The sequence below is a fragment of the Paenibacillus sp. AN1007 genome, from assembly GCF_040702995.1.
GTDB lineage: Bacteria > Bacillota > Bacilli > Paenibacillales > Paenibacillaceae > Paenibacillus.
The window spans coordinates 3,737,072-3,752,221 of sequence record NZ_CP159992.1 but is presented as its reverse complement, the minus strand read 5'-3'; the positions used below and the strand labels follow the sequence as shown (position 1 = coordinate 3,752,221).

Annotated in this window: 14 protein-coding genes; 12 read left to right on the top strand and 2 right to left on the bottom strand. The window is 46.4% G+C overall.

The features are described 5' to 3' along the window. Window positions 1-72 precede the first annotated feature (72 nt). From pyk to ABXS70_RS16595, 3 genes are all read left to right on the top strand, one after another. Window positions 73-1,500, top strand: coding sequence for a pyruvate kinase (pyk, locus tag ABXS70_RS16605; protein ID WP_090920229.1), 1,428 nt, complete (start codon window positions 73-75; stop codon window positions 1,498-1,500). 129 nt (window positions 1,501-1,629) lie between these two features. Continuing rightward, the gene (locus tag ABXS70_RS16600) at window positions 1,630-2,136 is read left to right on the top strand and encodes a thioesterase family protein (RefSeq protein WP_366289272.1); all 507 of its coding nucleotides are present in this window, start codon (window positions 1,630-1,632) and stop codon (window positions 2,134-2,136) included. A 7-nt stretch (window positions 2,137-2,143) separates the two neighbouring features. Continuing rightward, on the top strand, window positions 2,144-2,542 hold the full coding sequence (locus ABXS70_RS16595) for an FxsA family protein (RefSeq protein ID WP_342555199.1): 399 nt from the start codon (window positions 2,144-2,146) through the stop codon (window positions 2,540-2,542). Between the two features lie 194 nt (window positions 2,543-2,736). On the opposite strand, the gene ytvI is transcribed toward ABXS70_RS16595, so the two are convergent. Continuing rightward, window positions 2,737-3,855, bottom strand: coding sequence for a sporulation integral membrane protein YtvI (gene ytvI / locus ABXS70_RS16590; RefSeq protein ID WP_342555200.1), 1,119 nt, complete (start codon window positions 3,853-3,855; stop codon window positions 2,737-2,739). 63 nt (window positions 3,856-3,918) lie between these two features. Between ytvI and ABXS70_RS16585 the strand changes: the two genes are divergently transcribed. The 5 genes from ABXS70_RS16585 (at window position 3,919) to ABXS70_RS16565 (ending at window position 8,408) form a co-directional block, all read left to right on the top strand. Next, entirely contained in the window at window positions 3,919-4,053 is a 135-nt protein-coding gene (locus ABXS70_RS16585; RefSeq protein WP_366289268.1) for a hypothetical protein, read from the top strand. Window positions 4,054-4,325: 272 nt separating this feature from the next. After that, window positions 4,326-5,438: a citrate synthase gene (citZ, locus tag ABXS70_RS16580; protein WP_342555202.1), complete on the top strand. Its 1,113-nt coding sequence runs from the start codon at window positions 4,326-4,328 to the stop codon at window positions 5,436-5,438. A 147-nt stretch (window positions 5,439-5,585) separates the two neighbouring features. Further along, complete coding sequence (icd, locus tag ABXS70_RS16575) at window positions 5,586-6,878, top strand: NADP-dependent isocitrate dehydrogenase (protein ID WP_342555203.1); 1,293 nt, start codon at window positions 5,586-5,588, stop codon at window positions 6,876-6,878. 28 nt (window positions 6,879-6,906) lie between these two features. Then, window positions 6,907-7,848 carry a malate dehydrogenase gene (gene mdh, locus ABXS70_RS16570; protein ID WP_366289263.1) on the top strand — a complete coding sequence of 314 codons (942 nt, stop codon included), beginning with the start codon at window positions 6,907-6,909 and terminating at the stop codon, window positions 7,846-7,848. A gap of 134 nt (window positions 7,849-7,982) precedes the next feature. Continuing rightward, window positions 7,983-8,408, top strand: a complete 426-nt coding sequence (locus ABXS70_RS16565) for a hypothetical protein (RefSeq protein ID WP_342555205.1) — start codon at window positions 7,983-7,985, stop codon at window positions 8,406-8,408. A 350-nt stretch (window positions 8,409-8,758) separates the two neighbouring features. Here the strand turns inward: ABXS70_RS16565 and ABXS70_RS16560 are convergent, their stop codons facing one another. After that, entirely contained in the window at window positions 8,759-10,324 is a 1,566-nt protein-coding gene (locus ABXS70_RS16560) for a histidine kinase N-terminal 7TM domain-containing protein (RefSeq protein WP_366289260.1), read from the bottom strand. Window positions 10,325-10,691: 367 nt separating this feature from the next. Here ABXS70_RS16560 and ABXS70_RS16555 point away from each other — a divergent pair, with 367 nt between their 5' ends. The 4 genes from ABXS70_RS16555 (at window position 10,692) to ABXS70_RS16540 (ending at window position 15,086) form a co-directional block, all read left to right on the top strand. Further along, complete coding sequence (locus tag ABXS70_RS16555) at window positions 10,692-11,564, top strand: SDR family oxidoreductase (protein ID WP_366289257.1); 873 nt, start codon at window positions 10,692-10,694, stop codon at window positions 11,562-11,564. Window positions 11,565-11,894: 330 nt separating this feature from the next. Continuing rightward, window positions 11,895-12,236, top strand: coding sequence for a cupin domain-containing protein (locus ABXS70_RS16550; RefSeq protein ID WP_366289254.1), 342 nt, complete (start codon window positions 11,895-11,897; stop codon window positions 12,234-12,236). 122 nt (window positions 12,237-12,358) lie between these two features. Continuing rightward, window positions 12,359-14,188 carry a two-component system histidine kinase PnpS gene (gene pnpS / locus ABXS70_RS16545; protein ID WP_366289252.1) on the top strand — a complete coding sequence of 610 codons (1,830 nt, stop codon included), beginning with the start codon at window positions 12,359-12,361 and terminating at the stop codon, window positions 14,186-14,188. Window positions 14,189-14,357: 169 nt separating this feature from the next. Further along, on the top strand, window positions 14,358-15,086 hold the full coding sequence (locus ABXS70_RS16540) for a response regulator transcription factor (RefSeq protein WP_342555210.1): 729 nt from the start codon (window positions 14,358-14,360) through the stop codon (window positions 15,084-15,086). Window positions 15,087-15,150: the final 64 nt, after the last annotated feature.

Genomic DNA, 15,150 nt, shown 5'->3' with positions numbered 1-15,150 from the left:
AGTAAATTAAATAGTTGGAAAAAGAAAAATAGAGATATAAAGATAGACCTTTAAAATCGGAGGAAACCCAAAATGCGCAAAACGAAAATTGTATGTACGATTGGTCCATCCAGTGAATCCCTGGAGAATACCAAGAAACTGATTATGGCTGGCATGAACGTAGCCCGTCTGAACTTCTCCCACGGTGATTTCGATGAGCACGGCGGACGGATCGTAGCGATTCGCCAAGCATGTGAAGAGCTGAACAAAACCGTAGCAATCCTGCTGGACACCAAAGGACCGGAAATTCGGACAGGTAAACTCGAAGTGGAGCCGATTGAACTGGTACAGGATGAGTACATCACTTTGACTACAGAAGAAATTCTGGGAACCAAAGATCGTCTTTCCATTACGTATGCAGACCTTCCTAAGGATGTTGAAGCTGGATCGACCATTTTGATCGACGACGGTCTGATCGGACTGACTGTGGTAGAAGTGCAGGGCACTGAAATCAAATGCCGTATCGTTAACGGCGGTACAATCAAAAGCAAAAAAGGTGTTAACGTACCGGGTGTTGCGATCTCGCTGCCGGGTATCACTGAAAAAGACGCTAACGATATCGTGTTTGGTATTGAGCAGGGAATCGATTTCATCGCGGCTTCTTTTGTACGTAAAGCCAGCGACGTTCTTGAAATTCGTGAATTGCTTGAGAAACACAACGCAGGTCACATTCAAATCATCTCCAAAATTGAAAACCAGCAAGGTGTTGACAATCTGGACGAAATCCTTGAAGTGTCTGACGGCCTGATGGTTGCTCGTGGAGACCTGGGTGTAGAGATTCCTGCTGAAGAAGTACCGCTAGTACAGAAACGCATGATCGAAAAATGTAACGTTGCAGGTAAGCCGGTTATTACAGCTACACAAATGCTGGATTCCATGCAGCGCAACCCGCGTCCGACTCGTGCAGAAGCAAGTGACGTAGCAAATGCGATCTTTGACGGCACAGACGCAATCATGCTGTCTGGTGAGACAGCTGCTGGTAAATACCCGGTGGAATCTGTGCTGACCATGTCCCGTATTGCTGAAAAAGCGGAATCCGCTCTGCCTTACCAAGAGCTGTACTTGAAACAACGTGTTGCACAGCAAACGACTGTAACCGAAGCGATCAGCCAATCCGTTGCTCTTTCCGCTCAAGATTTGAACGCAAAAGCGATCATTACTTCCACGGAATCCGGACATACGGCGCGTATGATCTCTAAATACCGTCCAGAAGCGCCGATCATTGCCGTGACGACAGAAGACAGAACGTCCCGTCGTCTGGCACTTGCTTGGGGTGTGACACCAGTTAAAGGTAGACTGGTTGATTCTACGGATGCTTTGTTTGAAAACGCAATTGAAGGCGGCGTGAAATCCGGTCTGGTCAAAGAAGGAGACCTGGTTGTGATTACAGCGGGTGTACCTCTGGGCCGTTCGGGTTCTACGAACCTGATCAAAGTAAGCCAAATCCCGAACAACGCTTAAGTTCGAGTGTTTTGGAAAGTAACAGGAGAGAAGCAATGGGGCTTGATGTCCCGTTGCTTTTTTTCCATCTTCATGACACGATTCTGCGACTTCATGCGTATGAATGGTAGAGCTAAGGAGGCGGATTAGGTGCAAAAAGAGAGCAGTGGTGACTGGTATACGGCCCGTCTACGTGTGCGTTATCAGGAAAGCGATCAGATGGGAGTTGTCTACCATGCGAACTACCTGAACTGGTTTGAGATCGGCCGTACGGAGATGATTCGCCAAATGGGGTATACATATCGTAAAATGGAGGAACAGGGATTACTGCTTCCTGTAACCGGGTTGGATGTGAAGTATCACAAACCTGCACGGTATGATGACGAGATTATCATCTTTACTCGAATTGCCGCCTTTAGCGGCCTGCGTTTGAGTTACGAGTATGACATAAGACGTATGGCTGAAGCACCTGATGTTCCGCTCAACGCCGGGGAGCGGGTATGGTCTCATAACGAATCTCTTCCGGGTGAACGATTGGTGACCGGTTCTACCCAGCATGTATGGGTGAATACAGACTGGAAGCCAGTCAGGCTGGATAAAACAGCTCCTGAGCTTTACAGCGTGCTCGCAAAAGTGTGGCTTTCAGGAAAGGAGTAACCTATCAATGCGAAAATGGATGTGGGCATTACTATTAATTATTCCGGTCATTGAGTTGTTTGGTTTCATTCTGATGAGTGACTGGATCGGGGCCGGAAAAACACTGCTTCTCATGATACTCACGTCCTTGATTGGTATAGCCATGCTGCAGTTTGAAGGGCGAAAGGTATTAATGGATGCCAAGATGGAGATGGAACGTGGTAAGGTGCCTGGCCGTAAAATGGTCGATGGTCTTTTTGTATTTGTCGGTGGTTTCCTGCTGTTAATACCTGGTTTTGTGACCGATCTGATCGGTTTTACATTGGTTTTTCCGTTAACACGTCCGGTATACCGGCTGTTCTTCCTGGGCTGGTTGGAAAAAAAGATGAGAAATGGCAGCATTACGTTTTATCGGCGTCCGAAGTGAACATTGATGCATCTATAAAATGCATGTTTAGAAGTCATGCACGAACTCCAAGCATGAATCTCTGGTATTAGAGAACATGCATCTTCACACCAAAAGCTCCGTTCCGCAGATCTGTTTTACTGGAACGGAGCTTTTTTGGCGCAGTCTGCGTATTACCGAAACATGTCTAAACCCTGAATCAGGCTCATTGGCCCTCATCGGACTCTGCCGTTGATGATGTAGGTTCTCAAATCGCGCAGCACATTAGCGCGGTTAAAAGCGTCTAGGATAACCAGACTCACCGGACCGATAATCAGGCCGAGCACTCCAAACAGCTTCAAACCAACAAACATACCCACTAACGTAGCAAGAGGGTCAAGGCCAACACTGCTGGCAAGGACCTTCGGTTCAATGATCTGCCGGGCAATGAGCAGGATGAGATAGATGACACTAATGCCGATGCCGAGGTAGAGATCTCCGTTCATGAACAAATATGCAGCCCAAGGCACCATAATCAGCCCAACCCCGAGATAAGGAAGCAGATCGACCAGACCGATGAGCAGTGCGATTGTGAAGGCGGAGTTGACCTGCAGGATCAGCAGTCCAATCATGACGAAAAGAGCTGTAATCGAGATCATGATAAGCTGTGCGCGTGCATAACCAAAGAGTGCTTTTTGGAGATCATTCCAGATATCAGAGATCGGTTTGCGAACAGCGGACGGAACCCAGCCGGAGACCGTTATGCTGTGCCGTGTCCAGCTTTTGCTAATGAAGAATGTAGATAACAGCACCACGATGAGAACTGCACCCATATTAGGCAGGGAGGTCAGCAGGTTTAGAATCAGGTTGAAAAAACCAGTGACAAGGTCACTTACCGCTGTTCCGACGGTCTCCGTTGTTTTGCTGATATTGCTGTTAATGGTTTCTTGATAGTTCGGGTTTTCTTTGTAGAAATCGTTAATCTGCGTAATCAAACTTTGAATGGTATCGTTCTGTGTCCAGCGTACAAACGTTTCTTTGATTTCGTCTACATGCAGATCGAAGCTGGTGGTAAGCGAGATGACTTCCTTAACCATGCGGGTGACGGCAGCAGACAAGATGACAGCAATTGCACCAAAATATAATATCAGTGACAAGGTGACTGCAAGCCAGCGCGGGAAACGGAGTCTGTTCTGGAGCAGTTTCACGAGCGGATTCATGGCATAAGCAATAATCCAGGCAATGACAAAAGGATATAACAGCGGGAACAGCAGATATATGGCTGCGGCGATCAGAAGGGCAGCGATAATAACCCATAGACCGCGAAGCAGACGTTTGAGAATGATTCGATCCAATTATCAACTCTCCTTTATTCAGTCAAGAGCTTATCTTAATTAATATAGAGCAATCGTAAGCTTTTGAAACGCAAAACGAACTTGCTGCAGCAGTACACCGTATGGTTTATGGAGGATCGTCTGCCTAGCGTATGCCTGAAGCTGCCTAATTATAGCAATCCACTAGGGCTGCCGAATGAATTGTTGAATACACATTAAATGTAAACCCTGCTTGTGTAAAGGTTTTCAAAAATGCTTTATCACTCCGATAAATATGTTTGATGTGCGAATGAACTCTCATCATGTTCACATAAACGACAAAATCCAGTATGATGATATAAGTAAATACCGATTGACAGATAAGAAAACCGAATTTTGACAACTTAGGTCATTTTTAAAATGAAACGGTTTACAAAAGAGGTTAGGTGCATTTCGGCACTGATATGACTTAGAATGATTCCTGATTTCGCTTATTAAAGGAGAGATGTAATATGACAGCTACCAAAGGTCTGGAAGGTATCGTTGCAACAACCTCTTCGATCAGCTCTATTGTAGACGGTGTGCTTACATACCGTGGATACGATATCGATGATTTGGCTGAACATGCGAGTTTTGAAGAAGTTGCTTATCTGCTCTGGTTTGGCAAGTTGCCAACAGCAGATGAATTGAAGTCACTTCGTAAAAGTCTGAGCGATTACGCGCCGATTCCAAGCGAATTGATCGCCCAAATCAAGTTGTATCCAAAAAACATCAGCACGATGGCAGCTCTACGCTCTGCAGTCTCCGCACTTGCGCTCTATGATGAGCAAGCCGACGAGATGACAGAAGCCGCGAACGAAAACAAAGCAGTGAAGCTGCAGGCGCAATTGCCAACCATTGTAGCGGCGATCTCACGTATTCGTAAGGGGCAGGAGCCTGTCGCTCCAAAAGAAGGCGCTTCCATCGCTGAGAACTTTTTATACATGATGACAGGAGAAGAACCGTCCGAAACGGCGGTAAAAGCACTTGATCAGGCACTTGTTCTGCATGCGGATCACGAGCTGAATGCTTCAACATTTGCTGCCCGCGTTACGGTAGCGACCCTGTCTGATATTTACTCAGGCGTAACTTCTGCGATCGGTGCACTCAAAGGGCCGCTGCATGGTGGTGCAAACGAAGCTGTTATGAAAATGCTGGACGAGATCGGTACACCGGATCGTCTGGAAGCGGCTATTCAGGAGAAATTGAATAACCGTGAGAAAATCATGGGCTTTGGACACCGCGTGTACAAGAACGGTGACCCGCGTGCGAAGCATTTGCAGAAGATGTCCAAAGAACTGGGTGAGATGAACAACGATACCCGTTTGTATGAGATGTCCGTGAAGATTGAGGAAATCGTGACAGGTCAAAAAGGATTGAAGCCGAATGTCGACTTCTATTCCGCTTCGGTGTATACGCAGCTGAAGATTGATCAGGAATTGTTCACACCGATCTTTGCGATCAGCCGTGTGTCCGGTTGGACAGCGCACATTCTGGAGCAGCTTGCAGATAACCGCATTATTCGTCCGCGTGCCGAGTACACAGGTCCAACGGATCAAAAGTATGTTTCTATCGATCTTCGCTAAACGACAGCAAAAACAGTATAATCATATAGATGAGGTGAGGGGCTTGTGAATATGAGGCTGTACTGCCGAGTAGAGACAGCCCTTCCTTCCTGCAAAAATGTGGTATGCTTCATACTGTGAAACCAAAACTTAGGAGGAATTGTAATTATGAAATTGGAAAAATTTGCACTCCCAACTGAAGGCGAAAAAATTCAAATTGACAACGGTACGCTTCAAGTACCTAATAATCCAATCATTCCATTTATCGAAGGTGACGGTACAGGCCGTGACATCTGGAAAGCATCTGTACGCGTTCTGGATGCAGCGGTAGAGAAAGCATATAACGGTACTAAAAAAATTGCTTGGTATGAAGTGTTTGCTGGTGAAAAAGCATTCAATACATACGGAGAGTGGCTGCCGAACGATACGCTCGAAGCGATTCGTGAGTACATCGTAGCCATCAAAGGACCTCTGACTACGCCAATCGGCGGCGGTATCCGTTCCCTGAACGTGGCACTGCGTCAAGAACTTGACCTGTACACTTGCCTGCGTCCTGTACGTTATTTCAATGGTGTACCTTCTCCGGTTAAGCGTCCTGAGCTGGTTGACATGGTTATTTTCCGTGAAAACACAGAGGACATCTATGCAGGTATCGAGTACGCTGAAGGTTCTGCGGAAGTGAAAAAAGTGATCCAGTTCCTGCAGCAGGAGATGGGTGTTAACAAAATTCGTTTCCCTGAAACTTCCGGTATCGGTATCAAACCTGTATCTGAGGAAGGTTCGAAACGTTTGGTTCGTGCAGCGGTACAATATGCTGTTGACCATAACCGCAAGACCGTTACTTTGGTACACAAAGGTAATATCATGAAATTCACTGAAGGTGCCTTCAAAAACTGGGGTTACGAAGTGGCTGAAGCAGAATTTGGCGACAAAGTATTCACTTGGGCACAATACGATGTGATCAAAGAAAAAGACGGTACAGATGCAGCTAATGCAGCTCAAAAAGCAGCTGAAGATGCTGGCAAAATCATCGTAAAAGATGCAATTGCTGATATCGCGCTGCAGCAAGTATTGACTCGTCCGGGTGAATTTGATGTTATCGCTACATTGAACCTGAACGGTGACTATCTGTCCGATGCTCTCGCAGCACAAGTTGGCGGAATTGGTATCGCACCTGGTGCGAACATCAACTATGTAACTGGACATGCTATCTTCGAAGCAACACACGGTACTGCACCTAAATACGCAGATAAAGATGTCGTGAACCCTGGTTCCGTAATTCTGTCCGGCGTAATGCTGCTTGAGCACTTGGGCTGGCAGGAAGCGGCTAACCTGATCTACAAAGGCATGGAAACATCCATCAACAATAAAACGGTAACCTATGACTTTGCACGTCTGATGGACGGCGCAACAGAAGTGAAATGTTCCGAATTCGCTGATCAAATCATTAGCAACCTGTAACAAAAACCTGTAAGGGGAGATGTGAATCGTGACTATTCAGCGCAAAAAAATCACAGTCGTTGGTGCCGGCTTTACCGGTGCCACAACTGCACTGATGCTTGCCCAGAAGGAACTCGGGGATGTTGTACTGGTTGATATTCCTCAACTGGAGAATCCGACCAAGGGTAAAGCACTCGATCTGCTGGAGGCAAGTCCTGTGCAAGGGTTCGACAGTCATATCGTCGGAACTTCCAACTACGAGGATACAGCCGGTTCGGACATTGTGATCATTACCGCCGGCATTGCCCGCAAGCCGGGCATGAGCCGTGATGATCTGGTGAATACGAATGCAGGTATCGTGAAGTCTGTGTGTGAAAATGTGAAAACATATTGCCCTGATTCTATTGTCATTATTCTAAGCAACCCGGTGGATGCCATGACATATGCAGCGTATCAGACGCTCGGTTTTCCGAAAAACCGCGTGATTGGACAATCGGGTGTGCTTGATACGGCCCGTTACTGCACGTTTATTGCGCAGGAGTTGAATGTATCGGTAGAGGATGTACGCGGCTTTGTACTTGGTGGTCACGGTGACGATATGGTACCGCTCGTTCGTTATTCGAGTGTTGGCGGTATTCCGATCGATACCCTGATCCCGGCAGATCGCATTGAAGCGATTGTGCAGCGTACCCGCGTAGGCGGTGGTGAGATTGTGAACCTGCTGGGTAACGGCAGTGCTTATTACGCTCCGGCGGCTTCACTGGTTCAGATGACCGAGGCCATCTTGAAAGACAAGAAACGCATTATTCCAGTCATTGCTTATCTTGAAGGCGAGTACGGATATAATGATTTGTTTCTGGGTGTGCCGACCATCTTGGGCGGCAGCGGCATCGAGAAGATCTTCGAACTGGAGCTGACTGCCGAAGAGAAAGCAGCGCTTGATACGTCTGCAGACTCGGTACGAAATGTCATTTCGATCGTTAATATTTAAGTTTGAAGACTTTTTGAACAAGGAAAATAAGAAAACCTCCGTAAACGCGGAGGTTTTCTTTTCTTTGGATAAGTTCCCCAGTATAATAAAATGTGATATACAGCACAGCGAAAATGTTGAGGAGGTTGAAAATTTTGACAATGATTATGTATCTGCTCCATATCGTCGGAGCACTGGCCATGGGATTCTATCTGATCCTGCCTTTCGTGGTCGGCAAAATTCGCACATTAAGCTTGCCAGCACAGGAGGGAGCATTCGCGTCACTTCGTTCGTTGAACAAAATTGCGCAGTATGCACTTGTTATCCAGCTTCTTACAGGTGGTTATCTGATGACCAAGGGTGATTACTCCCATATCTGGATGGCTGTTGTTGTGGTGCTGCTTCTGGCTATTGCAGCGATTGGCGGAATTATGGGGAAACCGCTGCGTCTTGCCGCAGAAGGTGTGAAAAATAATAAGGATGTAACTCCATATCAAAGCAAAATCCGTATGTTCAGCACGCTGCTTGCGGTATTCCTGCTTATTATGGTGTATCTGATGGTGGAAAGACAAATTTTCTAAGAAGCTGACTGAAAGCAAGCTTAAGAGCTGTTTTCAAAGTGAAGCAGTGAGGTTGTTTGTGCGTAGGCTGCTTCATTGTTAATTTAAGCTGAAGCGTTTGCACTCGTAAGGATAAGTGGACAAGCCTAGTCAATGAAGCAGATAAGTGTGCAGCTCCGCAAATATGAAGTTAGTTCAATATTTTACGGAGCAGGCGTACCAGCAGTTCTTAATCAAACAACGAAACAGACAGTACAACAAACAGACAGCCTGAAGGGGCTGTCTGTTTGTTGTGCCTTCCAAACCTTGCTGCAGTGGAGAATATCTCTTTGACTCTTTGAACCTGCCTAAACCGCCTGCACCTCACAGAATCAATGCTGACTGACAGTCTCGGCATGTACCCGCACCGCATTTCGCCCATCCCGTTTGGACTCATACAGGGCATGGTCGGCATTATGCAGCAAAGATTCCAATGTATCCGATTCATGACTGCACTGAGCCACCCCGAAGCTGGATGTCAGTGTAATGGACTCATTTTGCAGATCCAGCGGTTGATGCAGTAATGCGATTCGCAGCTGTTCTGCGAGACCATGAGCTTCCACAAGAGTCATGTTTGGCAGGGCGATCACAAACTCTTCTCCACCGTAACGGGCAAACAACATATCGCTGCTCAGATAGCGATTACACACAGATACGACGTGAATCAAGGCTTGGTCCCCCGCATCATGTCCGTAGGTGTCGTTGATCCGTTTGAAGTGATCGATATCGAAGAGTATAAATGAGATGGGTTTAAGGCTGAGCTGTGCCTCCTGAAGCAGTTCCCTTCCTTTGTTCAAAAATTGAGTCCGATTGTATATCTTAGTCAAACCATCGAAATAAGCAAGCTGCTTCAGCTGTTCTTGTAAAAAGCGCTGTTCGGTAATATCGATGACCATAATAAGAATGCCTACAACTTCAGCATTGTGATTGAACACATACGACGTCCTGACTTGGTAACAGACCGTTTCACCGTCCAGCTGCCAGTAAAGGTCGGTCTGCAGTCCTTCCCGTCCGTATTCAACAGGAAAAGTTTCTCCTGCGAGCTTAAGCCAGATGTCATTCAGAGGTTGTCCAATCATCGTTGTTTCGATCTCAGGCAGCATCAGCCGCAGGGACTTATTGAAGTCCACGAGACGATACGAGCTGTCCAGCACAATAACTCCTTCACGCATGCTTTCGAAAATGCTCTCTTTGGCGATGGGCACAATGGTCAGCAGCCTGGAGGAAAGAATAGCCCAAATATACATAGACGATGTAACACACATCAGTACAGGCACAGGGTCCAGACCAAGCGGAGTCACGCCGATTAAGTATACAAATGCCGCAACCATCGGAATAATCTGTGAAACAATTAATGTAAGCAGCTGCCGACGATACATTTTTTTGGTGTGCCGCCATTGTGCAATTAAAATAAGGCCGGCACATAACAAACAAGAAAATGTAAATGCACCGTGCACGACATACCACTGCCCGATATCCATTGCCATGACAGGAATTGTGCTGTCCTCACGCAGCCACACTCTTTTGTAATAAAGGTGATGCCAATCATTCGTAGTAACCAGGAGAACGGTTATGGAAGGAATGATGAACAGCGCTGACGTCAGCCATTTGGATAATTTCCTTCCAGTGTATCGAATCATCAAAATCAGACCGAGCGGGGCAGAGACCGGCATACCGATGTACTGTACGATATTCCAGAACTTCATCTGTTCGAGCGTATTGCTGGCAAGGCCAATGGCGTAGCCGAAGGTATAGACCGACAAGGAGGCGGTGTATAGTATAAAAATGCTGGCATTTGGAAAATGAGCTCTTCTGAAATAGGTATACATACACAGGAACAGATTCAATACTGCTGAAGTGGTCACAAGTGTAATGTATGAATTAATATGCGATTCCATGTTCAGATCTCCATGTCAATTTAGAATATAATCGTCGAGTATATTTTCCATTGTACATCAGCCCCACCTGCTTAGGAATACACTTTGAAGCATGAAAAAGGTGGAATTGAAAAAAAACGGAACATTCATGATTTTGACCATAATCTAACCTTGTAAAGATTCTATCGTTTAGTTTTCCATTAAAGTGGTAAATAACGATTAGAAGCAGCTTATGGATGATCTGGTTTCCAAACTGCAGAAGAATATTCTAGTCGGTTCATGCCATCCTACAGAATGAGACTTATGACGAACGAAAGATAAGGAAGAATGCTGCTCAGGTCCGAGTCTTTTTCATTTCAGCATGTTCATTTCGAAAGGAGAATGTATAATGTCGAACACAACCCAGCAAAATCAAAAAACGATGCCTGCACAGCATCAGGATCAGCGTCCAGGGATCGAGTCCGAAATGACCCCTAAACCGGAATTTGAGAAACCGCAGTACAAAGCGGCCGGCAAATTGCTGGACAAGGTGGCCTTAATTACAGGAGGGGACAGCGGGATTGGACGAGCTGTTGCCGTTACGTATGCGAAAGAAGGCGCCGATGTGGCGATTGTATATTTGAGTGAGCATGAGGATGCGAAAGAAACGAAACGTCAGGTGGAGCAGGAAGGCCGCAAATGTATTCTGATCGCAGGTGACATCGGCGATGTGAACTTTGCCAAGAAAAGTGTGCAGCAGACGGTGGATGAACTTGGTAAACTCGATATCGTTGTAAACAATGCGGCAGAACAGCATCCGCAGCAGCATCTGGAGGATATTACGCCAGAGCAGCTGGAAAAAACGTTCCGTACGAATATTTTCGGCATGTTTTACGTGACACAGGCAGCACTGCCTCACTTAAAACAGGGCAGCACGATTATTAATACAACATCCATTACCGCTTATCGTGGAAGCCCAACCCTGCTGGATTATTCGTCTACCAAAGGGGCAATTACCTCATTCACCCGCTCACTATCCATGAATCTGATCGAGAAAGGTATCCGTGTAAATGCCGTAGCTCCCGGCCCAATCTGGACACCGTTAATTCCTTCAACATTTGATGAGAAGAAAGTTAGTGAATTTGGTGCGTCACAGCCAATGAAACGCCCAGGTCAGCCGGATGAATTGGCACCAGCCTATGTATATCTTGCTTCCGATGACTCGTCCTATGTCAGCGGACAGGTTATGCATGTGAACGGCGGCGAAGTGGTGAACGGTTAGGCCGCAAGTCCAAAGAAACTGCTGAACAGATGCAGTGACTGGGCTGATGCAGAAGACAGAACGCTTACATGCAGCAGCGTTCTGTCTTTTTGTCATTCCCTTTTTTAAAAAATAAGAGGCGGAGTTGAGAGAAGAGCTGGAAGCAGGATAATAGATGATTTACATAAGTCTGTATCTGCGTTGATATATCTATGATATTTTATACAAGGTATGGCCCTTGAAACATGGAATAAGGGATGAACGCTGTTCTGCTATTCGCTGTCTTACATGGGAAGATATCTGATCATATGTGATATGATAGACCGGATAACATATTCGGGAGGCGCTCATATGAAAATAAGCAAACAAGAAGCACCGCACTATATATGGGGAGCTCAGTGTGATGGCTGGCATCTGGTTCAAGGTGAGACTCTCAGTGTCATTCATGAGCGCATTCCTGCAGGCACGGCAGAGACAAGACATGTACATACAAAGAGCCGCCAATTCTTTTTTATCCTCAGTGGTGAGGCGTGTATGGAGCTTGACGGAGAAACATATGTGCTGGAAGCACATGAAGGCATAGAAATCCCGCCGGGAGCGCCGCATCAAATGCAAAATCAAAGTGAACAAGACGTAGAATTCCTGGTCATTTCACATCCAACAACACGCGGTGACCGCACTGAACTAAATTAATAAATCATTGTTTTTTCATCATTTGAATGAATTTTATTCATTACATATGAACGGAGAGGACAGAAAAACCTGAAAAAACGAAGTGTTCACCTTTATTAAAATATACCAGAAGGAAGAGATTAATGAGACCGTTTCGCATTCGCCTGGCCCTGATTATGATGGTGCTGATTGGCCTGTCCGTTATTGTGGCCGGATATACGATGGGCAGAGTTTTCAAAACGACGCACATTGCCGCATTGGAGCAGACGATGGTGCGCGAGATTAACTTGCTGAAAGCAACGTTTCCATTTCATGATGCTTCCGATCCGACGTCCGCAGAGACGCGCAAATATTACTCGGATCGGGCTCTTGAACTGGATCGTCTGACAGACTCGCGGGTAACGTTTATCAACAAAGATGGGATCGTCATCGGTGATTCCGAAAGTGACCCGGCAGCGATGGATAATCACCAGAATCGTGAAGAGATCCGGACGGCTGTGGAGGGGAGCTTTGGGCAGTCCATCCGATACAGCGAGACGTTGGGACAGGACATGCTGTATGTAGCGCTGCCTGTAAATTCCGACCAAAGTGACATGATTGAAATGCCAAGCGGCAAATTCGACGGATATATTCGGCTGTCCATGAGTCTGCAGGCGGTGGATCAAGGACTTCAACGCGGTTGGATGATTATGTTTGCCGCACTCGGACTGCTTTTCCTGATTGTGGCATTTGTCAGTTACCGGGTAGCACGGGGATTAACTTCACCGATTGAGCATATCACCAAAGTTGCACATCGGATTACGAAACTGGAGTACGATGCCCGAGTGAAGGTGACGCGCCGGGATGAGATCGGCCAGCTCGGTCTGGCGATTAACGGCATGGCAGACAGTCTGCAGTCCCAGCTCAAAACGATTCGAGACAATGAAGCACTGCTTCAAAGTGTCTTGGCGAATATGACCGGCGGGATCGTCATGATTGATGCCGCACAATCGATTGCTTTGGTCAATCGGGAAGCAGAGCGCATGCTTGGCATACAGGCGATGAAAGTCACTGGCAAACCTTATACGGAACTCAAACGGCATTACGAGCTGACACGTACGATTGAAGAGAGTGTTGCTGTTCAGGAGCGTATGCATGAAGAAGTAAGCATATTTAATCCCGAAGAACGGTTAATTCGTCTGGATGGTGTACCCATGTCGGAAGACAATGGCGGATATCGCGGGATGTTATTCCTGCTGCAGGATGTCACAGCGATTCGCAGATTGGAGTCGATGCGCAGCGAGTTTGTGGCTAACGTCTCTCATGAGCTGAAAACACCTGTGGCAGCGGTGAAGGGGTTTGCTGAAACGCTGCTCAGTGGCGGTGTGCAGGATAAAGAAACGGAACGTTCTTTCCTGCAGATTATCTATGACGAAGGTGATCGGTTAAACCGGTTGATTGGAGATATTCTGGAGCTGTCCAAGATTGAATCGAAACGTGCACCTTTGGAATGTTCGCCGGTGCATGTGCAGTCCTTTTTTGAAATGGTGCTGGGAACTCTGTCCAAGGTTGCAGAGAAAAAGCAGATTCGCCTGGAAATGAACGTGCCGGAGGAACTGTATATCGAAGCGGATGAGGATAAGATGAAGCAAATTTTCATTAATTTGTTATCCAATGGCATCAACTATACACCGGAGGGCGGAAGAGTAAAACTTCAGGTGAAGATGGATCAGACGAGTGAGGAAGAACAGGTTATTTTTGCGGTGTCCGATACCGGGATTGGTATACCGAAAAAAGATTTGCCGCGCATCTTCGAACGATTCTACCGGGTAGACAAAGGCAGATCCCGTAATTCCGGAGGCACAGGTCTGGGACTTTCCATTGTAAAACACCTGGTCGAGCTGCATCATGGCAAATTGTCAGTTGAAAGTGAGCTGGGTATGGGAAGCACATTCCGGGTCATGCTGCCATTGATCCAGGAGGAAGAAATCTAGTTTACTTCGGTCAAAAAAGAATTATAGTTTACTTCAATAAGAAAAAAACGTAGGCGTATAGGAGCAAAATGTAAAATGAGTCATTAGCTTTACACAGCGTTAACAAATAAGTGCTATGATAGAAAAAGTGTTGTGGCAACAGACAACCTATGAAGAGAGAAGGGGTATCATGGCGCAGCGTTTGCTGGTTATAGAAGATGAACCGACATTATCGAGATTACTTACGTACAACCTGACACAGGAAGGGTATGACGTAACGGCAGAGGACCATGGGTCAGCAGGATATGACCGGGCGTTGTCCCAGGATTTCGATTTGATTTTACTGGATCTGATGCTCCCGGGCATGAATGGTCTGGATATTCTGAATAAACTGCGCGTTCAAGGGGTGAGTACACCGGTAATTATCCTTACGGCCAAGAACGGTGAAGCCGAGGTTGTGCAGGGGCTGAAATCGGGTGCGGATGATTACATTACGAAACCTTTTGGGGTATCCGAGCTTCTGGCAAGGGTAGATGCGGTACTCAGACGTTATTCCAATGGTGAAGATCTGCCGCAGCCTGAGGATAAAGACGGTTCGCGCATTATTCTAGGTGAACTTGAAATTTATCCTTTGAAATATGAAGTGACTTTGGGCGGACAATCGATCAGCCTGCGTCCGAAAGAGTTCGAGGTTCTGTTATATCTCGCCAAGAAACCAGGAGTTGTACTGACCCGGGATGACTTGATGAACGCCGTCTGGGGTTTTGATTATATTGGAGGTCAGCGGACCGTAGATGTACACGTAAGTTCATTACGCAAAAAGCTGGAGCTTGATCCCGAATCGGTCCACATTGATTCGATTCGCGGTGTAGGTTATAAATTGGTTGTCAAAAGAAAAACTCCCCATCATTCTAGCTAAATGATCGGGGAGTTTTATTTTTACGTTCATTTTACATAAAGGGAGATTTTTCTTTATCAATAGG

Coding starts and splice junctions, on each gene's coding strand:
- citZ (WP_342555202.1), top strand. CDS start 4,326: ATGACAGCTACCAAAGGTCTGGAAGGTATCGTTGCAACAACCTCTTCG.
- ABXS70_RS16560 (WP_366289260.1), bottom strand. CDS start 10,324: ATGGAATCGCATATTAATTCATACATTACACTTGTGACCACTTCAGCA.
- pyk (WP_090920229.1), top strand. CDS start 73: ATGCGCAAAACGAAAATTGTATGTACGATTGGTCCATCCAGTGAATCC.
- ABXS70_RS16555 (WP_366289257.1), top strand. CDS start 10,692: ATGTCGAACACAACCCAGCAAAATCAAAAAACGATGCCTGCACAGCAT.
- ABXS70_RS16550 (WP_366289254.1), top strand. CDS start 11,895: ATGAAAATAAGCAAACAAGAAGCACCGCACTATATATGGGGAGCTCAG.
- icd (WP_342555203.1), top strand. CDS start 5,586: ATGAAATTGGAAAAATTTGCACTCCCAACTGAAGGCGAAAAAATTCAA.
- ABXS70_RS16595 (WP_342555199.1), top strand. CDS start 2,144: ATGCGAAAATGGATGTGGGCATTACTATTAATTATTCCGGTCATTGAG.
- pnpS (WP_366289252.1), top strand. CDS start 12,359: ATGAGACCGTTTCGCATTCGCCTGGCCCTGATTATGATGGTGCTGATT.
- ABXS70_RS16540 (WP_342555210.1), top strand. CDS start 14,358: ATGGCGCAGCGTTTGCTGGTTATAGAAGATGAACCGACATTATCGAGA.